This window comes from Citrobacter sp. RHB25-C09 (genome assembly GCF_013836145.1).
GTDB lineage: Bacteria > Pseudomonadota > Gammaproteobacteria > Enterobacterales > Enterobacteriaceae > Citrobacter_A.
The window spans coordinates 4090214-4110490 of record NZ_CP057483.1 but is presented as its reverse complement, the minus strand read 5'-3'; the positions used below and the strand labels follow the sequence as shown (position 1 = coordinate 4110490).

At 51.3% G+C, this 20277-nt stretch carries 15 protein-coding genes, 6 tRNA genes, 3 rRNA genes, 1 pseudogene and 1 riboswitch; of the genes and pseudogenes, 22 read left to right on the top strand and 3 right to left on the bottom strand.

The annotated features are described in order from the left end of the window. The first annotated feature begins 139 nt into the window (after nt 1–139). Nucleotides 140–790: an HTH-type transcriptional repressor FabR gene (gene fabR / locus HVY19_RS19445; RefSeq protein ID WP_181684335.1), complete on the top strand. Its 651-nt coding sequence runs from the start codon at nt 140–142 to the stop codon at nt 788–790. Further along, the gene (locus tag HVY19_RS19440) at nt 790–1149 is read left to right on the top strand and encodes a YijD family membrane protein (RefSeq protein ID WP_181682212.1); all 360 of its coding nucleotides are present in this window, start codon (nt 790–792) and stop codon (nt 1147–1149) included. Before fabR ends, HVY19_RS19440 begins: the two co-directional genes overlap by 1 nt. Nucleotides 1150–1195: 46 nt before the next feature. On the opposite strand, the gene trmA is transcribed toward HVY19_RS19440, so the two are convergent. Further along, a complete protein-coding gene (gene trmA, locus HVY19_RS19435; RefSeq protein ID WP_181682211.1) occupies nt 1196–2296 on the bottom strand; it encodes a tRNA (uridine(54)-C5)-methyltransferase TrmA in 1101 nt (366 codons plus the stop codon). Between the two features lie 114 nt (nt 2297–2410). Then, nucleotides 2411–2605: riboswitch (cobalamin riboswitch) on the top strand. Nucleotides 2606–2669: 64 nt separating this feature from the next. Between trmA and btuB the strand changes: the two genes are divergently transcribed. From btuB to birA, 9 genes are all read left to right on the top strand, one after another. Next, nucleotides 2670–4508, top strand: a complete 1839-nt coding sequence (gene btuB, locus HVY19_RS19430; protein ID WP_181682210.1) for a TonB-dependent vitamin B12 receptor BtuB — start codon at nt 2670–2672, stop codon at nt 4506–4508. Beyond that, nucleotides 4453–5304, top strand: coding sequence for a glutamate racemase (gene murI / locus HVY19_RS19425; protein WP_181682209.1), 852 nt, complete (start codon nt 4453–4455; stop codon nt 5302–5304). Before btuB ends, murI begins: the two co-directional genes overlap by 56 nt. A 395-nt stretch (nt 5305–5699) precedes the next feature. Next, a 16S ribosomal RNA gene (locus tag HVY19_RS19420) occupies nt 5700–7241 on the top strand. A 69-nt stretch (nt 7242–7310) separates the two neighbouring features. After that, nucleotides 7311–7387, top strand: a tRNA-Ile gene (locus tag HVY19_RS19415). 112 nt (nt 7388–7499) lie between these two features. Beyond that, nucleotides 7500–7575: transfer RNA gene (locus tag HVY19_RS19410), tRNA-Ala, on the top strand. Nucleotides 7576–7883: 308 nt separating this feature from the next. Then, nucleotides 7884–10790: ribosomal RNA gene (locus tag HVY19_RS19405) — 23S ribosomal RNA — on the top strand. Between the two features lie 198 nt (nt 10791–10988). Then, nucleotides 10989–11104 (top strand): 5S ribosomal RNA (rrf, locus tag HVY19_RS19400). Together the 16S, 23S and 5S rRNA genes with 2 tRNA genes alongside form the textbook arrangement of a ribosomal RNA operon. Nucleotides 11105–11294: 190 nt before the next feature. Continuing rightward, nucleotides 11295–12323, top strand: coding sequence for a UDP-N-acetylmuramate dehydrogenase (gene murB / locus HVY19_RS19395; RefSeq protein ID WP_181682208.1), 1029 nt, complete (start codon nt 11295–11297; stop codon nt 12321–12323). After that, nucleotides 12320–13282: a bifunctional biotin--[acetyl-CoA-carboxylase] ligase/biotin operon repressor BirA gene (birA, locus tag HVY19_RS19390; RefSeq protein WP_181682207.1), complete on the top strand. Its 963-nt coding sequence runs from the start codon at nt 12320–12322 to the stop codon at nt 13280–13282. Before murB ends, birA begins: the two co-directional genes overlap by 4 nt. Nucleotides 13283–13312: 30 nt before the next feature. Here the strand turns inward: birA and coaA are convergent, their stop codons facing one another. Together coaA and HVY19_RS20850 are read right to left on the bottom strand one after the other, a co-directional pair. After that, a complete protein-coding gene (gene coaA / locus HVY19_RS19385; RefSeq protein WP_181682206.1) occupies nt 13313–14263 on the bottom strand; it encodes a type I pantothenate kinase in 951 nt (316 codons plus the stop codon). A gap of 297 nt (nt 14264–14560) precedes the next feature. After that, nucleotides 14561–14641, bottom strand: a pseudogene (locus HVY19_RS20850) (hypothetical protein); the annotation flags it as partial. A gap of 19 nt (nt 14642–14660) precedes the next feature. Here HVY19_RS20850 and HVY19_RS19380 point away from each other — a divergent pair. The 11 genes from HVY19_RS19380 (at nt 14661) to rplL (ending at nt 20208) form a co-directional block, all read left to right on the top strand. Further along, a tRNA-Thr gene (locus HVY19_RS19380) sits at nt 14661–14736 on the top strand. Nucleotides 14737–14744: 8 nt separating this feature from the next. After that, nucleotides 14745–14829 (top strand) — tRNA-Tyr (locus tag HVY19_RS19375). A gap of 116 nt (nt 14830–14945) precedes the next feature. Continuing rightward, a tRNA-Gly gene (locus HVY19_RS19370) sits at nt 14946–15020 on the top strand. Between the two features lie 6 nt (nt 15021–15026). Then, nucleotides 15027–15102: transfer RNA gene (locus HVY19_RS19365), tRNA-Thr, on the top strand. Nucleotides 15103–15219: 117 nt separating this feature from the next. Further along, entirely contained in the window at nt 15220–16404 is a 1185-nt protein-coding gene (tuf, locus tag HVY19_RS19360; protein WP_042998381.1) for an elongation factor Tu, read from the top strand. Between the two features lie 237 nt (nt 16405–16641). Then, nucleotides 16642–17025, top strand: a complete 384-nt coding sequence (gene secE / locus HVY19_RS19355; protein WP_181682205.1) for a preprotein translocase subunit SecE — start codon at nt 16642–16644, stop codon at nt 17023–17025. Nucleotide 17026: 1 nt separating this feature from the next. Continuing rightward, the gene (gene nusG / locus HVY19_RS19350) at nt 17027–17572 is read left to right on the top strand and encodes a transcription termination/antitermination protein NusG (RefSeq protein ID WP_003862341.1); all 546 of its coding nucleotides are present in this window, start codon (nt 17027–17029) and stop codon (nt 17570–17572) included. 158 nt (nt 17573–17730) lie between these two features. Next, the gene (rplK, locus tag HVY19_RS19345) at nt 17731–18159 is read left to right on the top strand and encodes a 50S ribosomal protein L11 (protein WP_012133815.1); all 429 of its coding nucleotides are present in this window, start codon (nt 17731–17733) and stop codon (nt 18157–18159) included. A 3-nt stretch (nt 18160–18162) separates the two neighbouring features. After that, on the top strand, nt 18163–18867 hold the full coding sequence (rplA, locus tag HVY19_RS19340; RefSeq protein WP_042326238.1) for a 50S ribosomal protein L1: 705 nt from the start codon (nt 18163–18165) through the stop codon (nt 18865–18867). 411 nt (nt 18868–19278) lie between these two features. Continuing rightward, on the top strand, nt 19279–19776 hold the full coding sequence (gene rplJ, locus HVY19_RS19335) for a 50S ribosomal protein L10 (protein ID WP_042293041.1): 498 nt from the start codon (nt 19279–19281) through the stop codon (nt 19774–19776). A 66-nt stretch (nt 19777–19842) separates the two neighbouring features. Further along, the gene (rplL, locus tag HVY19_RS19330) at nt 19843–20208 is read left to right on the top strand and encodes a 50S ribosomal protein L7/L12 (RefSeq protein ID WP_012133812.1); all 366 of its coding nucleotides are present in this window, start codon (nt 19843–19845) and stop codon (nt 20206–20208) included. Nucleotides 20209–20277: the final 69 nt, after the last annotated feature.

Here is a 20277-nt window from a genome sequence, read left to right as displayed (position 1 = left end):
TAACCCAATTATCGTTGTGCTTTTTTGCGAAGCCGAAGCACAAACTGCGCGTAAACAATCATTCACAAAGCTGAGTAAACAGATTAACTTTGAACTCTGGTATAGTGCCGGACTCGGCATGAGGAAGGATTCAGACATCGTGATGGGCGTTAGAGCGCAGCAAAAAGAAAAAACCCGGCGTTCGCTGGTAGAAGCCGCATTTAGTCAACTGAGTGCGGAGCGTAGCTTTGCCAGCCTGAGCTTGCGTGAAGTCGCACGTGAAGCGGGTATTGCGCCCACCTCGTTTTATCGTCATTTCCGTGATGTAGATGAGCTCGGCCTGACCATGGTCGATGAAAGCGGTTTGATGCTGCGTCAGCTGATGCGTCAGGCGCGTCAGCGTATCGCCAAGGGCGGGAGTGTGATCCGCACCTCCGTCTCGACATTTATGGAATTCATCGGTAACAACCCCAACGCCTTCCGTTTATTATTGCGTGAGCGTTCAGGCACCTCAGCCGCGTTTCGCGCCGCCGTGGCGCGCGAAATTCAGCACTTCATCGCGGAACTTGCGGATTATCTCGAACTCGAAAACCATATGCCTCGAGCGTTCACAGAAGCGCAAGCGGAAGCGATGGTGACGATTGTCTTCAGCGCAGGTGCTGAGGCACTGGATGTAGGCGCTGAACAACGCCGACAATTAGAAGAGCGACTGGTACTGCAACTGCGCATGATTGCGAAAGGGGCATATTACTGGTATCGCCGTGAACAAGAGAAGATGACCCTCATCCCGGTTAATGTGAAGGAAGAGTAATGAAACAGTCAGTTCAGGATAAAGGTACGCTGCTGCTGGCGCTGGTCGCTGGCTTGTCGATCAATGGCACATTCGCGGCGCTGTTTAGCTCCATCGTGCCATTCTCTGTTTTCCCCATTATTTCGCTGGTGCTGACGGTGTACTGTCTGCATCAACGCTATCAGAATCGCACCATGCCCGTGGGGTTACCGGGACTGGCGGCGGCCTGTTTTATCCTTGGCGTTCTGCTGTACAGCACCGTGGTGCGCGCGGAATACCCGGATATCGGTTCCAATTTCTTCCCGGCGGTTCTATCGGTGATTCTGGTGTTCTGGATTGGCGTGAAAATGCGTAACCGTAAGCAGGAAGCCGCTGAATAATATTTGTATGCCGGATAAGGCGGTTACGCCGCCATCCGGCAACGTATCACTTCGCGGTTAATAACACGCCGCACTCCATGTGGTGCGTATAGGGGAACTGATCGAACAGCGCGAGGCGTTCCACCTTATGCGTCTGGCTTAATGTTTCCAGGTTTTTGCAGAGTGTTTCTGGATTGCAGGAGATATACAGAATACGTGGATACGCCTGCACCATTTTCTCTGTCTCATTATCCAGCCCGCTACGTGGTGGATCGACAAAAATGGTTTCGCACTGATAGCTTTTCAGGTCGATGCCCTGGAGACGGTTAAACTCGCGGACTCCGTTCATCGCCTGGGTAAACTCTTCTGCCGCCATCCGGATAATCTGGACATTCTCGATATGATTCGCCGCGATGTTGTACTGCGCAGCGGCAACGGACGGTTTGGCGATTTCTGTCGCCAGAACGCGGTCAAAGTTGCGCGCCAGTGCCAGTGAAAAGTTGCCGTTACCGCAGTACAGTTCCAGCAAATCCCCTTTTGATTCTTTGGTGGCATCCAGCGCCCATTCCAGCATCTGAATATTCATCGCCGCGTTTGGCTGGGTGAAGCTGTTCTCGACCTGGCGGTAGATCATCTCTTTACCCGCCACCGGCAGGCGTTCATCGATGTAATCCTGATCCAGTTCGATTTTAGTTTTCGTTGCCCGGCCAATCAGATGCACGTTCAGGTTCTGCGCACGGAGGGCATCACGCAGGGCGATGGCGGCTTCACGCCACTCATCATCTAACTTTTTATGGTACAGCAGCGAAACCACCGCCTGATTACTCATCGTGGTGAGGTAATCGATCTGGAACAGCTTATGGCGCAGGACGGGGTTGTCACGCACCCCGGCGATCATCGCCTGCATCAGGTCGTTAATCAGTTCGCTCGCTGCCGGGAAGCTGTCGACGCGAATTCGATTCTTGGTTTGGCTGTCAAAGATGATGTGATACAGGTCATCGCCGTCATGCCAGATGCGGAACTCAGCACGCATACGGTAGTGACTGACCGGTGAGCGAAACACTTCCGGAACCAGGCCAGAATAGGGCGCCATCATACTCTGTAAGCGCACCACTTTTTCGGCGAGCTGCGCGTCATACTGTTCTGTCGGAAGGTGTTCTGGGGTCATGATCTTTCCTGAAAAATAAAAGTACGCGGGGATTGTAGGGATTGCTCAACAGATGTCCAGTCATTGATGATTTCCGATATTTAACAATCGGTCTGGACAGCAAGTTGTTACAGACTGTAGCATCCGTGTGCCGGTCCTGTGAGTTAATAGGGAATCCAGTGTGAATCTGGAGCTGACGCGCAGCGGTAAGGAAAGGTGAAATGAAAGCGTAAGCAGACACTGCCGAACGGTGGGAAGTCATCATTTTGCGTATCTCTAAAAGAGATAACTTTCCAAGCCCGAAGACCTGCCGGCTTACGTCGCAACTGGTTTTCATCATCGCGTACTATCGATGGGACCTGCGGCATCCTTCTTATATTGTGGATGCTTTACAATGATTAAAAAAACGACGCTGCTGACGGCGCTTTCCGTCACGGCTTTTTCTGGTTGGGCACAGGATGCCTCGCCTGACACGCTTGTTGTCACGGCAAATCGTTTTCATCAACCCGTCAATACTGTGCTGGCCCCTACGGATATCGTCACCCGTGAGGATATCGACCGCTGGCAGTCCCGAACCGTCCTTGATGTTATGCGTCGTCTGCCTGGTGTCGACGTGGCACAGAACGGTGGCATGGGGCAAAGCTCGTCTCTCTTTGTGCGAGGAACTGAAGCAAAACACGTACTGGTGCTAGTGGATGGCATCCCGGTGGCGCGTCCCGGCATTACCAACAATTCCGATATCGACCAGATCCCTGTCTCGTTGGTCCAGCGCATCGAATATATTCGCGGTCCGCGCTCGGCGATTTATGGCTCGGGGGCAATTGGCGGTGTTGTTAACATCATCACCATGACCGGTGAAGAGCGTTCGCAAATTAATGCTGGCGTCGGTTCGAAAGGTTATCAGCAATACGATGGGACTTATCGTCAGCGTTTTGGTGACACCGTATTGACCGCTGCAGGCACTTATCAGACGACGAAAGGCTTCGACGTGCAACCGCACTCCAGCTATAGCGGGGATGGCGATCGCGATGGTTATCGCAATAAGCTGTTCTGGGGCGGGGTAGAGCACAAATTTAATGAGCAGTTCGATGGCTACTTCCGTGGCTACGGCTATGCCAGTAATGCCGATTATGACCAGGGGAACTGGGGATACGACGGGGGAAACGATGAGCATCAGAATTACACCCAGTCGTGGGATACGGGGCTGCGCTTCAACTCGGGTATTTATTCTTCACAACTGGTGGCTAACTACCAGCGTATTAAAGACTACAACTACAGCAGCCTGAATGGACGCTACGCGACGGGCTATTCGCTGGATGATATGGAACAGCGCTACATCCAGTGGGGCAATAATCTCATTGTAGGACATGGCGCTATCAGCGCCGGTGCCGACTGGAAGCAAGAAAAGCTCATGTCCTTTGGCGAGTATGGCACCGACAATTATAAGCGCGATAACACAGGGCTGTATCTGACCGGACAGCAGCAGATTGACAGCGTAACGCTGGAGGCCTCTGGTCGTGAAGACCATGACGACCAGTTTGGTTGGCACGGCACCTGGCAAACGGCAGCGGGATGGCAGTTTGTTGATGACTATAAAGTCACGCTCTCCTACGGCACAGGGTTCCTTGCGCCTTCACTTGGGCAACAGTTTGGCGCGGAGCGATTCGGCATTGCCTCTAACCCTAACCTGAAGCCGGAAGAGTCGAAGCAGTGGGAAGCCGGGCTGGAAGGGCTTACCGGTCCGGTTGACTGGCGTTTGTCGACCTATCATTACAAAATCCAGAATCTGATCGACTACAACAATAGTACCTACTTCAATGTGAAATCCGCGACCATCAAAGGCCTTGAATGGACGGGGAACCTGACGACCGGTCCGGTCGATCATCGCTTAACGTTGCAATACGTCGATCCGCGCGATGATGAAACCGATCAGTTGCTGTACCGTCGGGCAAAACAGCAGGTGAAGTATGAGCTGAGTGGCCAGGTCTACGAACTGGGCTGGGATGTCACCTATCAGTACATCGGCGAACGCTACGATTATGACTATGACAATTCCCGTAAAGTCAAAATGGGTGGGCTGAGCGTGTGGGATATTGGACTTTCATATCCGGTCACCTCACATCTCACAGTTCGTGGTAAAATAGCCAACCTGTTCGACAAAGATTACGAGACAGTTTATGGCTACCAAACTGCAGGACGGGAATACACCTTGTCTGGCAGCTACACGTTCTGATCCACGCCCCACCGTGCTGGTATTTGATTCCGGCGTCGGTGGGTTGTCGGTCTATGATGAGATTCGGCACCTCCTGCCGGATCTCCACTATATATACGCTTTCGATAACGTGGCTTTTCCTTATGGGGAGAAGAGTGAAGAATTTATCGTTGAACGCGTTGTTGAGATAGTGACTGCGGTTCAGCAGCGTTATCCTCTTTCACTGGCCGTTATTGCCTGCAACACCGCGAGTACCGTCTCGCTGCCTGCGTTACGTGAAAAATTCGCCTTTCCGGTTGTGGGGGTTGTTCCTGCCATTAAACCGGCGGCTCGTCTGACGGCGAATGGTGTCGTGGGGCTGCTGGCGACGCGCGCGACGGTGAAACGTCCTTATACCCATGAGCTGATTGCCCGCTTTGCAAATGAATGTCAGATAGCGATGTTGGGTTCAGCAGAGCTGGTGGAACTGGCGGAAGCTAAGCTGCATGGCGAGCCTGTTCCTCTGGATGAGTTACAGCGCATTCTGCGGCCGTGGCTACGGATGCCGGAACCGCCGGATACGGTTGTGCTGGGATGTACCCATTTCCCTCTATTACAGGAAGAGCTGCTACAGGTTCTGCCTGAAGGGACGCGACTGGTTGATTCCGGCGCAGCGATTGCACGTCGTACGGCCTGGTTGTTAGAGCATGAAGCGCCAGACGCAAAATCCACAGATGCCAATATTGCTTTTTGTATGGCACTGAAGCCTGGTACTGCTCAGTTATTGCCCGTTTTACAACGTTACGGCTTTGAAACGCTCGAAAAACTGGCGGTTTAACCGCGTTTTGGGTAAATATCGCGCACTCGGAAAATTATTTTAAATTTCCCCTTGTCAGCCCGAAATAACTCCCTATAATGCGCCTCCACTGACACGGAACAACGGCACGCAAGCCGCCGGGTCAGCAGGGTTCTCCGGTGAAAACCAGTGATGAATGCCGACAGAGAAAAGCGAAAATAAATGCTTGACTCTGAATGAGGAAAACGTAATATACGGGACCTCGCGACAGAGCGCTGAAGCGCGTCGCAACTGCTCTTTAACAATTTATCAGACAATCTGTGTGGGCACTCAAAGTGACATGGATTCTTAATGTCCTCGGACACTAAATGAATACCAAGTCTCAAAGAGTGAACACGTAATTCATTACGAAGTTTAATTCTACGAGCATCAAACTTAAATTGAAGAGTTTGATCATGGCTCAGATTGAACGCTGGCGGCAGGCCTAACACATGCAAGTCGAACGGTAACAGGAAGCAGCTTGCTGCTTTGCTGACGAGTGGCGGACGGGTGAGTAATGTCTGGGAAACTGCCCGATGGAGGGGGATAACTACTGGAAACGGTAGCTAATACCGCATAACGTCGCAAGACCAAAGAGGGGGACCTTCGGGCCTCTTGCCATCGGATGTGCCCAGATGGGATTAGCTTGTTGGTGAGGTAACGGCTCACCAAGGCGACGATCCCTAGCTGGTCTGAGAGGATGACCAGCCACACTGGAACTGAGACACGGTCCAGACTCCTACGGGAGGCAGCAGTGGGGAATATTGCACAATGGGCGCAAGCCTGATGCAGCCATGCCGCGTGTATGAAGAAGGCCTTCGGGTTGTAAAGTACTTTCAGCGGGGAGGAAGGTGTTGAGGTTAATAACCTCAGCAATTGACGTTACCCGCAGAAGAAGCACCGGCTAACTCCGTGCCAGCAGCCGCGGTAATACGGAGGGTGCAAGCGTTAATCGGAATTACTGGGCGTAAAGCGCACGCAGGCGGTCTGTCAAGTCGGATGTGAAATCCCCGGGCTCAACCTGGGAACTGCATTCGAAACTGGCAGGCTAGAGTCTTGTAGAGGGGGGTAGAATTCCAGGTGTAGCGGTGAAATGCGTAGAGATCTGGAGGAATACCGGTGGCGAAGGCGGCCCCCTGGACAAAGACTGACGCTCAGGTGCGAAAGCGTGGGGAGCAAACAGGATTAGATACCCTGGTAGTCCACGCCGTAAACGATGTCGACTTGGAGGTTGTGCCCTTGAGGCGTGGCTTCCGGAGCTAACGCGTTAAGTCGACCGCCTGGGGAGTACGGCCGCAAGGTTAAAACTCAAATGAATTGACGGGGGCCCGCACAAGCGGTGGAGCATGTGGTTTAATTCGATGCAACGCGAAGAACCTTACCTGGTCTTGACATCCACAGAAGAATCCAGAGATGGATTTGTGCCTTCGGGAACTGTGAGACAGGTGCTGCATGGCTGTCGTCAGCTCGTGTTGTGAAATGTTGGGTTAAGTCCCGCAACGAGCGCAACCCTTATCCTTTGTTGCCAGCGGTCCGGCCGGGAACTCAAAGGAGACTGCCAGTGATAAACTGGAGGAAGGTGGGGATGACGTCAAGTCATCATGGCCCTTACGACCAGGGCTACACACGTGCTACAATGGCATATACAAAGAGAAGCGACCTCGCGAGAGCAAGCGGACCTCATAAAGTATGTCGTAGTCCGGATTGGAGTCTGCAACTCGACTCCATGAAGTCGGAATCGCTAGTAATCGTGGATCAGAATGCCACGGTGAATACGTTCCCGGGCCTTGTACACACCGCCCGTCACACCATGGGAGTGGGTTGCAAAAGAAGTAGGTAGCTTAACCTTCGGGAGGGCGCTTACCACTTTGTGATTCATGACTGGGGTGAAGTCGTAACAAGGTAACCGTAGGGGAACCTGCGGTTGGATCACCTCCTTACCTTAAAGAACCTGCCTTTGTAGTGTCCACACAGATTGTCTGATGAAAAACGAGCAGTAAAACCTCTACAGGCTTGTAGCTCAGGTGGTTAGAGCGCACCCCTGATAAGGGTGAGGTCGGTGGTTCAAGTCCACTCAGGCCTACCAAATTTTTACTGATGCTGCGTTGCGGCGACACTCACATACCTGAGTATGCTTCGTGTCACCACGCCTTGCCTCAGCAAAAATTATCGGTAAAGAGGTTCTGACTACACTGTATGGGGCTATAGCTCAGCTGGGAGAGCGCCTGCTTTGCACGCAGGAGGTCTGCGGTTCGATCCCGCATAGCTCCACCATACTGTAGAACATTTACTTAAGAAAACTTCAGAGTGTACCTGAAAGGGTTCACTGCGAAGTTTTGCTCTTTAAAAATCTGGATCAAGCTGAAAATTGAAACGACACACAGCTAATGTGTGTTCGAGTCTCTCAAATTTTCGCAATCAGAAGATAACCTGTAAAAGGTGAAGTGAGCGAAGTGAAGACAAGGCGTACCGCACGCAGCGAGCGCAGTGGACTTAATGTCCATGAGCATCGCGAGTACGGAACAACGCAGTATTCACAACGCGCAACAAACCGGACAGAACAAGACATCTTCGGGTTGTGAGGTTAAGCGACTAAGCGTACACGGTGGATGCCCTGGCAGTCAGAGGCGATGAAGGACGTGCTAATCTGCGAAAAGCGTCGGTAAGGTGATATGAACCGTTATAACCGGCGATGTCCGAATGGGGAAACCCAGTGCAATTCGTTGCACTATCGTTAACTGAATACATAGGTTAACGAGGCGAACCGGGGGAACTGAAACATCTAAGTACCCCGAGGAAAAGAAATCAACCGAGATTCCCCCAGTAGCGGCGAGCGAACGGGGAGCAGCCCAGAGCCTGAATCAGCATATGTGGTAGTGGAACGGTCTGGAAAGGCCGGCGATACAGGGTGACAGCCCCGTACACAAAATCACACATGTTGTGAGCTCGATGAGTAGGGCGGGACACGTGGTATCCTGTCTGAATATGGGGGGACCATCCTCCAAGGCTAAATACTCCTGACTGACCGATAGTGAACCAGTACCGTGAGGGAAAGGCGAAAAGAACCCCGGCGAGGGGAGTGAAAAAGAACCTGAAACCGTGTACGTACAAGCAGTGGGAGCCTCTTTTATGGGGTGACTGCGTACCTTTTGTATAATGGGTCAGCGACTTATATTCTGTAGCAAGGTTAACCGAATAGGGGAGCCGAAGGGAAACCGAGTCTTAACTGGGCGTTAAGTTGCAGGGTATAGACCCGAAACCCGGTGATCTAGCCATGGGCAGGTTGAAGGTTGGGTAACACTAACTGGAGGACCGAACCGACTAATGTTGAAAAATTAGCGGATGACTTGTGGCTGGGGGTGAAAGGCCAATCAAACCGGGAGATAGCTGGTTCTCCCCGAAAGCTATTTAGGTAGCGCCTCGTGAATTCATCTTCGGGGGTAGAGCACTGTTTCGGCTAGGGGGTCATCCCGACTTACCAACCCGATGCAAACTACGAATACCGAAGAATGTTATCACGGGAGACACACGGCGGGTGCTAACGTCCGTCGTGAAGAGGGAAACAACCCAGACCGCCAGCTAAGGTCCCAAAGTCATGGTTAAGTGGGAAACGATGTGGGAAGGCTCAGACAGCCAGGATGTTGGCTTAGAAGCAGCCATCATTTAAAGAAAGCGTAATAGCTCACTGGTCGAGTCGGCCTGCGCGGAAGATGTAACGGGGCTAAACCATGCACCGAAGCTGCGGCAGCGACACTATGTGTTGTTGGGTAGGGGAGCGTTCTGTAAGCCTGTGAAGGTGTACTGTGAGGTATGCTGGAGGTATCAGAAGTGCGAATGCTGACATAAGTAACGATAAAGCGGGTGAAAAGCCCGCTCGCCGGAAGACCAAGGGTTCCTGTCCAACGTTAATCGGGGCAGGGTGAGTCGACCCCTAAGGCGAGGCCGAAAGGCGTAGTCGATGGGAAACAGGTTAATATTCCTGTACCTGGTGTTACTGCGAAGGGGGGACGGAGAAGGCTATGTTGGCCGGGCGACGGTTGTCCCGGTTTAAGCGTGTAGGTGTGTGTACCAGGTAAATCCGGTTCACTTTAACACTGAGGCGTGATGACGAGGCACTACGGTGCTGAAGTGACAAATGCCCTGCTTCCAGGAAAAGCCTCTAAGCATCAGGTAACATCAGATCGTACCCCAAACCGACACAGGTGGTCAGGTAGAGAATACCAAGGCGCTTGAGAGAACTCGGGTGAAGGAACTAGGCAAAATGGTGCCGTAACTTCGGGAGAAGGCACGCTGATATGTAGGTGAAGCGACGTGCTCGTGGAGCTGAAATCAGTCGAAGATACCAGCTGGCTGCAACTGTTTATTAAAAACACAGCACTGTGCAAACACGAAAGTGGACGTATACGGTGTGACGCCTGCCCGGTGCCGGAAGGTTAATTGATGGGGTTATCCGTAAGGAGAAGCTCTTGATCGAAGCCCCGGTAAACGGCGGCCGTAACTATAACGGTCCTAAGGTAGCGAAATTCCTTGTCGGGTAAGTTCCGACCTGCACGAATGGCGTAATGATGGCCAGGCTGTCTCCACCCGAGACTCAGTGAAATTGAACTCGCTGTGAAGATGCAGTGTACCCGCGGCAAGACGGAAAGACCCCGTGAACCTTTACTATAGCTTGACACTGAACACTGGTCCTTGATGTGTAGGATAGGTGGGAGGCTTTGAAGCGTGGACGCCAGTCTGCGTGGAGCCGCCCTTGAAATACCACCCTTTAATGGCTGGTGTTCTAACGTAGGCCCGTGATCCGGGTTGCGGACAGTGTCTGGTGGGTAGTTTGACTGGGGCGGTCTCCTCCTAAAGAGTAACGGAGGAGCACGAAGGTTAGCTAATCCTGGTCGGACATCAGGAGGTTAGTGCAAAGGCATAAGCTAGCTTGACTGCGAGCGTGACGGCGCGAGCAGGTGCGAAAGCAGGTCTTAGTGATCCGGTGGTTCTGAATGGAAGGGCCATCGCTCAACGGATAAAAGGTACTCCGGGGATAACAGGCTGATACCGCCCAAGAGTTCATATCGACGGCGGTGTTTGGCACCTCGATGTCGGCTCATCACATCCTGGGGCTGAAGTAGGTCCCAAGGGTATGGCTGTTCGCCATTTAAAGTGGTACGCGAGCTGGGTTTAGAACGTCGTGAGACAGTTCGGTCCCTATCTGCCGTGGGCGCTGGAGAATTGAGGGGGGCTGCTCCTAGTACGAGAGGACCGGAGTGGACGCATCACTGGTGTTCGGGTTGTCATGCCAATGGCACTGCCCGGTAGCTAAATGCGGAAGAGATAAGTGCTGAAAGCATCTAAGCACGAAACTTGCCCCGAGATGAGTTCTCCCTGAGACTATAAGTCTCCTGAAGGAACGTTGAAGACGACGACGTTGATAGGCCGGGTGTGTAAGCGCAGCGATGCGTTGAGCTAACCGGTACTAATGAACCGTGAGGCTTAACCTTACAACGCCGAAGATGTTTTGGCGGAATTGAGAGAATTTTCAGCTTTGATTACAGATTGTAGTGCGCAATAGTTTGCGCAGCGGCAAGGCGGCAAGTGAAGCGACGGAAGGAGCATACATAAGTATGTGACTGAGGTTCGCGAATGCGGCCAACGCAGCTGATGCGATAAAATATTGCGTACTGAGCACAAAGAATTTGCCTGGCGGCTTTAGCGCGGTGGTCCCACCTGACCCCATGCCGAACTCAGAAGTGAAACGCCGTAGCGCCGATGGTAGTGTGGGGTCTCCCCATGTGAGAGTAGGGAACTGCCAGGCATCAAATAAGTGAAGAGCCCATCCTGACGGATGGGCTTTTTGCGTTTTTTCCCCGCAGAGCAGAGTTGCCGGATGGCGGCTCCGCCTTATCCGGCCTACAGGGCACCCTCCTGCAACATACCGCCATAAAACAAGCCATACTGCTGCATATGCGGTAAACTACCCGCGATTTTGCATCAGGAAAGCGTCTATGAATCACTCCCTTAAACCCTGGAATACGTTCGGCATCGATCAAAATGCCAACGAAATTGTTTGTGCTGAAAATGAACAACAACTATTGAATGCCTGGCAATCAGCCAATGCATTGCATCAACCGATACTGATACTGGGTGAGGGGAGTAACGTCCTGTTTCTGGACGATTTTCACGGCACCGTGATCGTCAATCGTATCAAGGGTATTGAAGTGACAGAACAGCAAGATGCATGGTGCTTGCATGTAGGTGCTGGTGAAAACTGGCATCATCTGGTTCAGCATACGCTACAACTGGGTATGCCAGGGCTGGAGAATCTCGCGCTCATCCCTGGCTGTGTTGGCTCATCTCCGATCCAGAATATTGGTGCTTATGGCGTCGAACTTAAGCATGTGTGTGAATACGTCGACTGCGTTGAGCTGGCGACAGGCAAGGCACTGCGCGTCAGTGCGGCAGAGTGCCGCTTTGGCTACCGTGACAGCATCTTTAAACATGAATATCAGGATCGTTTCGCCATCGTTGCCGTTGGGCTGCGTCTGGATAAGCAATGGCAGCCGGTATTAACCTATGGTGATTTAACCCGACTGGATCCCGAGACAGCCACACCCCGGCAGGTATTTGACTCCGTTTGCCATATGCGAACAACGAAACTGCCAGATCCAAAAGTGAATGGCAACGCCGGCAGTTTTTTTAAAAACCCGGTTGTCTCTGCAGAGGCTGCCCAGGCATTGTTATCGCAATTCCCCAACGCGCCGCATTATCCTCAGGCAGACAATACGGTAAAACTTGCCGCTGGCTGGCTTATCGATCAATGTGAGCTGAAAGGCGTGACTATCGGCGGCGCAGCGGTTCATCGTCAGCAGGCTCTTGTATTAATTAATGCAAGTCATGCAACAAGCAATGATGTCGTTAAACTTGCGCATCATGTACGAGAGAAAGTGGGTGAAAAGTTTAATGTGTGGTTGGAGCCTGAAGTGCGGTTCATCGGATCGGCAGGTGAAGTCAATGCGGTGGAGATCATCGCATGAAGGATAACACCGTCCCCCTGACGCTGATCTCACTGCTGGCCGATGGTGAATTTCATTCTGGCGAACAGTTAGGTGAAACGCTAGGAATGAGCCGTGCCGCCATCAATAAACATATCCAGACGCTACGTGACTGGGGTGTGGACGTATTTACCGTTCCCGGTAAAGGATATAGCTTACCGGAGCCTATTCAGCTTCTGAATGCAGAACGTATTCTCAGCCAACTCGATAGCGGCACAGTGGCAGTTCTGCCAGTGATCGATTCCACCAACCAGTATTTGCTTGACCGGATCGAAGAGTTACAGTCAGGCGACGCCTGCGTGGCTGAATATCAACAGGCAGGTCGTGGGCGTCGTGGACGCAAATGGTTCTCGCCGTTTGGCGCAAACCTTTATCTCTCAATGTTCTGGCGTCTGGAGCAGGGCCCGGCAGCAGCGATTGGCCTAAGTCTGGTCATTGGTATCGTCATGGCAGAAGTGCTCAAAGATCTCGGCGCTGAGAAAGTCCGGGTGAAGTGGCCGAACGATCTTTACCTGATGGATCGTAAACTTGCCGGAATTCTGGTTGAGCTGACCGGTAAAACCGGCGATGCCGCGCAAATTGTTATTGGTGCCGGAATCAACATGGCGATGCGTCGTGTAGAAGAAAGTGTAATAAACCAGGGGTGGATCACGCTTCAGGAAGCGGGCATCACCCTCGACAGAAACACGCTTGCCGCCAGACTGATCCGCGAACTGCGTAACGCGCTGGAAATATTTGAGCAGGAAGGACTAGCACCGTATCTTGCTCGTTGGGAAAAACTGGATAACTTTATCAATCGACAGGTAAAACTGATAATTGGCGATAAAGAGATATATGGTATTTCACGAGGAATTGATGCACAGGGTGCGTTATTACTTGAGCAGGACGGTATAGTAAAACCCTGGATGGGGGGAGAAATATCCCTGCGCAGTGCCGAATAACAAAAAAGGGAGCAATAGCTCCCTTTTTATTTATTTACGCAGCCGAACCTGTTCAACCGCATGATTGGCGCTCTTGGTCATAATCAAGCTTGCTCTTTCACGCGTAGGCAGGATGTTTTGTTTTAAATTCAGCCAGTTAATTTCTTTCCATAATGATGTCGCTGTATTAATAGCTTCATCTTCTGACAACTTTGCATAGTTATGGAAATACGAATCGGGATCGGTAAATGCACCCTCGCGGAATTTGAGGAAGCGGTTGATATACCATGTCTGAAGTAAATCTTCTGGCGCATCAACATAAATAGAAAAGTCGACGAAATCAGAGACAAATACATGATGCGGATCGTGAGGATAGTCCATTCCGCTCTGCAGAACATTGAGTCCTTCAAGGATTAATATATCAGGCTGGGCGACAGTTTTGTCCCCTTCCGGGATGACATCATAAATCAGGTGCGAATAGACTGGCGCAGTCACATTCGGGACACCTGACTTCAGGTCAGAAACAAATTTAACCAGACGGTGCATATCGTACGATTCAGGGAAGCCTTTCTTCTTCATTAATCCACGATCTTTCAACACCTTGTTGGGGTGAAGAAACCCATCTGTGGTAATCAGTTCAACACGACGGTGCTCTGGCCAGCGACTCAGCAAGGCCTGCAATACACGTGCTGTCGTGCTTTTTCCGACCGCCACGCTACCAGCAATACTAATAATATAAGGAATACGCTCGCCGTTAGTCCCCAGGAACTGCTCAAGAACAGCCTGACGGCGCAGGTTAGAACTGATATAGAAGTTAAGCAAACGCGACAGGGGCAAATAGATCTCTGCAACCTCTTCCAGCGACAGATCTTCATTTATACCTTTCAGCCGCGCGATCTCTTCTTCAGTCAGAGTCATCGGCACGGAGTCGCGAAGTGCAGCCCACTGGTTGCGGTCGAACTGTAGGTAAGGCGTCATTAACGTTTGCTCTTTTTTACTCATAAGCATGTTTCTGGCTGTCATTGCTGTATCGGAAGAATGGCCGGAAAGGAGGGCATCTCCAAAACGCAATGGCACGTCACATTTAAGTTAATTTGGACAATGGGCAGGAGGGTAACACCAGATGGAGGGGAATAATAAGAAAAAATCTCTCCCGCATGTCTTTCCTCGAAAAGCAATGTGACGGATATTGCAGATGTCACCACGACGGCTTGCGCTGAGAATGCTAATCAAGAAGAAAAGCGAAAGCATGCCCCAGAAGTGTCGAAATATTATGCTAAGCTGACTGAAAAGACGTCATTTATTGGCCGTATAGCGCAAAATGTGTCCGATAGAACATTTTATGCAATTTTTTAGTTGCATGAGCTCGCAGGACTCCATAGAATGCGCGCTACTTGATGCCGACTTAGCTCAGTAGGTAGAGCAACTGACTTGTAATCAGTAGGTCACCAGTTCGATTCCGGTAGTCGGCACCATCAAGTCCGGTGGGGTTCCCGAGCGGCCAAAGGGAGCAGACTGTAAATCTGCCGTCACAGACTTCGAAGGTTCGAATCCTTCCCCCACCACCACTTTCTGGCAGCGTAATCGCCGCCGGAGCTGGTTAAAAAATTAATCAGCTCGAACTTAAAAAGAGAGAAATCTCTTTTTTTGTTACAGAAAGAACTGGGTAGCCGAGTTTCAGGATGCGGGCATCGTATAATGGCTATTACCTCAGCCTTCCAAGCTGATGATGCGGGTTCGATTCCCGCTGCCCGCTCCAATACGTGCTGATATGGCTCAGTTGGTAGAGCGCACCCTTGGTAAGGGTGAGGTCCCCAGTTCGACTCTGGGTATCAGCACCACTTCACTTCTCCTCCCGTTTCTCTCTGTTTCAAAGTAAATGTATTCAACTGTTCAGGCATATCGCCTGGTTGATGTGGTGATATCACCGATTTATCCGTGTCTTAGAGGGACAATCGATGTCTAAAGAAAAGTTTGAACGTACAAAACCGCACGTTAACGTCGGTACTATCGGCCACGTTGACCATGGTAAAACAACGCTGACCGCTGCAATCACTACCGTTCTGGCTAAAACCTACGGTGGTGCTGCTCGCGCATTCGACCAGATCGATAACGCGCCGGAAGAAAAAGCTCGTGGTATCACCATCAACACGTCTCACGTTGAATATGACACCCCGACTCGCCACTACGCACACGTAGACTGCCCGGGCCACGCCGACTATGTTAAAAACATGATCACCGGTGCTGCGCAGATGGACGGCGCGATCCTGGTTGTTGCTGCGACTGACGGCCCGATGCCGCAGACTCGTGAGCACATCCTGCTGGGTCGTCAGGTAGGCGTTCCGTACATCATCGTGTTCCTGAACAAATGCGACATGGTTGATGACGAAGAGCTGCTGGAACTGGTAGAAATGGAAGTTCGTGAACTTCTGTCTCAGTACGATTTCCCGGGCGACGACACTCCGATCGTTCGTGGTTCTGCTCTGAAAGCGCTGGAAGGCGACGCTGAGTGGGAAGCGAAAATCATTGAACTGGCTGGCTTCCTGGATTCTTACATCCCGGAACCAGAGCGTGCGATTGACAAGCCGTTCCTGCTGCCGATCGAAGACGTATTCTCCATCTCTGGTCGTGGTACCGTTGTTACCGGTCGTGTAGAGCGCGGTATCATCAAAGTTGGTGAAGAAGTTGAAATCGTTGGTATCAAAGAGACTGCGAAGTCTACCTGTACTGGCGTTGAAATGTTCCGCAAACTGCTGGACGAAGGCCGTGCTGGTGAGAACGTTGGTGTTCTGCTGCGTGGTATCAAACGTGAAGAAATCGAACGTGGTCAGGTACTGGCTAAGCCGGGTTCCATCAAGCCGCACACCAAGTTCGAATCTGAAGTGTACATTCTGTCCAAAGACGAAGGCGGCCGTCATACTCCGTTCTTCAAAGGCTACCGTCCGCAGTTCTACTTCCGTACAACTGACGTGACCGGTACCATCGAACTGCCGGAAGGCGTAGAGATGGTAATGCCGGGCGACAACATCAAAATGGTTGTTACCCTGATCCACCCGATCGCAATGGACGACGGTCTGCGTTTCGCAATCCGTGAAGGCGGCCGTACTGTAGGTGCGGGCGTTGTTGCTAAAGTAATGAGCTAATTGCCGATAACATTTGACGCAATGCGCAATAAAAGGGCATCATTTGATGCCCTTTTTGTACGCTTTCGAACCAGAACCTGGCTCATCAGTGATTTTTTTTGTCATAATCATTGCTGAGACAGGCTCTGAAGAGGGCGTAACCCGAAATGCCCCTGTGCGTTTCGGCACAAGGTAGATAGGTTAGCCTCGCTTTCGCGGGGTGAAATTATTTGTAGAATTCTTCTGACAGGTTGGTTTATGAGTGCGAATACCGAAGCTCAAGGGAGCGGGCGTGGCCTGGAAGCGATAAAGTGGATCGTGGTTGCGGCACTGCTGCTTGTGGCAATTGTTGGCAACTATCTTTATCGTGACATGATGCTGCCGCTGCGTGCGCTGGCCGTAGTAATTCTGATTGCTGCAGCGGGTGGTGTCGCGCTGTTGACGACAAAAGGTAAAGCAACCGTTGCTTTTGCCCGCGAAGCGCGTACTGAAGTACGTAAGGTCATTTGGCCGACTCGCCAGGAAACATTGCACACCACGCTGATTGTGGCTGCGGTTACCGCAGTAATGTCACTGATCCTGTGGGGACTGGATGGTATTCTGGTTCGCCTGGTTTCCTTTATCACTGGCCTGAGGTTCTGAGATGTCTGAAGCTCCTAAAAAGCGCTGGTACGTCGTTCAGGCGTTTTCCGGTTTTGAAGGCCGCGTAGCAACATCGCTGCGTGAGCATATCAAATTACACAATATGGAAGAGTTGTTTGGCGAAGTCATGGTGCCGACCGAAGAAGTGGTCGAAATCCGTGGTGGTCAGCGCCGTAAGAGCGAGCGTAAATTCTTCCCGGGCTACGTACTGGTCCAGATGGTCATGAACGATGCGAGCTGGCACCTGGTGCGCAGCGTACCGCGTGTGATGGGTTTCATCGGCGGAACATCCGACCGTCCGGCTCCGATCAGCGACAAAGAAGTTGATGCGATCATGAACCGCCTGCAGCAGGTGGGTGATAAGCCGCGTCCGAAAACGCTGTTTGAACCGGGTGAGATGGTTCGTGTCAACGATGGTCCGTTCGCAGACTTCAATGGCGTCGTAGAAGAAGTTGACTACGAGAAGTCCCGACTGAAAGTGTCTGTTTCTATCTTCGGTCGTGCGACCCCGGTAGAACTGGACTTCGCTCAGGTTGAAAAAGCCTAAGTAGCGATCAAAAAAGCGGCGATTTAATCGTTGCACAAGGCGTGGAATTGGAATACAATTTCGCGCCTTTTGTTTTTATGGGCCTGGCCCGTAAAGCGAATATTTTATATCACGGGGAGCTTCTCTGAAGCGCTATTACCCAATTCGAGGAATTTAGAATGGCTAAGAAAGTCCAAGCCTACGTCAAGCTGCAGGTTGCAGCTGGTATGGCAAACCCGAGTCCGCCGGTTGGTCCTGCTCTGGGTCAACAGGGTGTTAACATCATGGAATTCTGCAAAGCGTTCAACGCGAAGACTGATTCCATCGAAAAAGGTCTGCCGATTCCGGTTGTTATCACCGTTTACGCTGACCGTTCTTTCACCTTCATTACCAAAACGCCTCCGGCAGCAGTTCTGCTGAAAAAAGCGGCTGGTATTAAGTCTGGTTCCGGTAAGCCGAACAAAGACAAAGTAGGTAAAATTTCCCGCGCTCAGCTGCAGGAAATCGCGCAGACCAAAGCTGCCGACATGACTGGTGCCGACATTGAAGCGATGACTCGCTCCATCGAAGGTACTGCACGTTCCATGGGCCTGGTAGTGGAGGACTAAGAAATGGCTAAACTGACCAAGCGCATGCGTGTGATCCGTGAGAAAGTTGATGCGACCAAACAGTACGACATCAATGAAGCTATCTCTCTGCTGAAAGAACTGGCTACCGCTAAGTTCGTTGAAAGCGTAGACGTTGCCGTTAACCTCGGCATCGACGCGCGTAAATCTGACCAGAACGTACGTGGTGCAACTGTACTGCCGCACGGTACTGGCCGTTCCGTTCGCGTAGCCGTATTTACCCAGGGTGCAAACGCTGAAGCTGCTAAAGCTGCTGGCGCAGAACTGGTAGGTATGGAAGATCTGGCTGACCAGATCAAGAAAGGCGAAATGAACTTTGACGTTGTTATTGCTTCCCCGGATGCAATGCGCGTTGTTGGCCAGTTGGGTCAGGTTCTGGGCCCACGCGGCCTGATGCCAAACCCGAAAGTGGGTACTGTAACGCCGAACGTTGCTGAAGCGGTTAAGAACGCTAAAGCGGGCCAGGTTCGTTACCGTAACGACAAAAACGGCATCATCCACACCACCATCGGTAAAGTGGATTTTGACGCTGACAAACTGAAAGAAAACCTGGAAGCTCTGCTGGTTGCGCTGAAAAAAGCGAAACCGACTCAGGCGAAAGGCGTGTACATCAAGAAAATCAGCATCTCCACCACCATGGGTGCTGGCGTTGCCGTTGATCAAGCTGGTCTGAGCGCTTCTGCGAACTAAGATTAGCTTTACGTGGGCGGTGGATTTGTCTACAATTTCACCCCCACGATTCTGTTGAAATATTACAGAGCACTATGCGAGTCATTTGAATTGCAGCAAGTGAGTGAATCGCCAGGAGCATAGCTAACTATGTGAATGGTGTGAGCGAGCACAGCTAACACAGTTGCGGTTCAAAGGACGATGTCATAGAAAGAATTTGTTCGTTGGAGCCTGGCCTATCCAGGCCTCCGTCGAAGACCGCAGGTGTTTCGTAAGAAACTTAATGCCCTGCGTAGACGGTGACAGAACGCTAAGAATATTTTTGGATACTCTGGCTTGTTTCTGCTCACCGTATTAAGACGCTCTTTCCGTTGGGAAGAGTGAAGTGAGTTCCGGAACATGAGTTCCGGCAAACATCCAGGAGCAAAGCTAATGGCTTTAAATCTTCAAGACAAACAAGCGATTGTTGCTGAAGTCAGCGAAGTAGCCAAAGGCGCGCTGTCTGCAGTAGTTGCGGATTCCCGTGGCGTTACTGTAGATAAAATGACTGAACTGCGTAAAGCAGGTCGTGAAGCTGGCGTATACATGCGTGTTGTTCGTAACACCCTGCTGCGTCGTGCTGTTGAAGGTTCTCCGTTCGAGTGCCTGAAAGACACGTTTGTTGGTCCGACCCTGATTGCATACTCTATGGAACACCCGGGCGCTGCTGCTCGTCTGTTCAAAGAGTTCGCGAAAGCGAATGCAAAATTTGAGGTCAAAGCCGCTGCCTTTGAAGGTGAGCTGATCCCGGCGTCTCAGATCGACCGCCTGGCAACTCTGCCGACCTACGAAGAAGCAATTGCACGCCTGATGGCAACCATGAAAGAAGCTTCGGCTGGCAAACTGGTTCGTACTCTGGCTGCTGTACGCGATGCGAAAGAAGCTGCTTAATCGCAGTTCTTTTTATAAAGCATCCGCTTACGTATAAACTTATTCTGATATTCAGGAACAATTTAAATGTCTATCACTAAAGATCAAATCATTGAAGCAGTATCCGCTATGTCCGTAATGGACGTTGTAGAACTGATTTCTGCAATGGAAGAAAAATTCGGTGTTTCTGCTGCTGCTGCTGTAGCTGTAGCTGCTGGCCCGGTTGAAGCTGCTGAAGAAAAAACTGAATTCGACGTAATTCTGAAAGCTGCTGGCGCTAACAAAGTTGCTGTAATCAAAGCAGTACGTGGCGCAACTGGTCTGGGTCTGAAAGAAGCTAAAGACCTGGTAGAATCTGCTCCGGCCGCTCTGAAAGAAGGCGTGAGCAAAGATGACGCAGAAGCTCTGAAAAAATCTCTGGAAGAAGCTGGCGCTGAAGTTGAAGTTAAATAAGCCAACTTTTCTGGTTGCAGCCTAAGAAATTAGGCTGATGGCTGGTGACTTTTTGGTCACCAGCCTTTT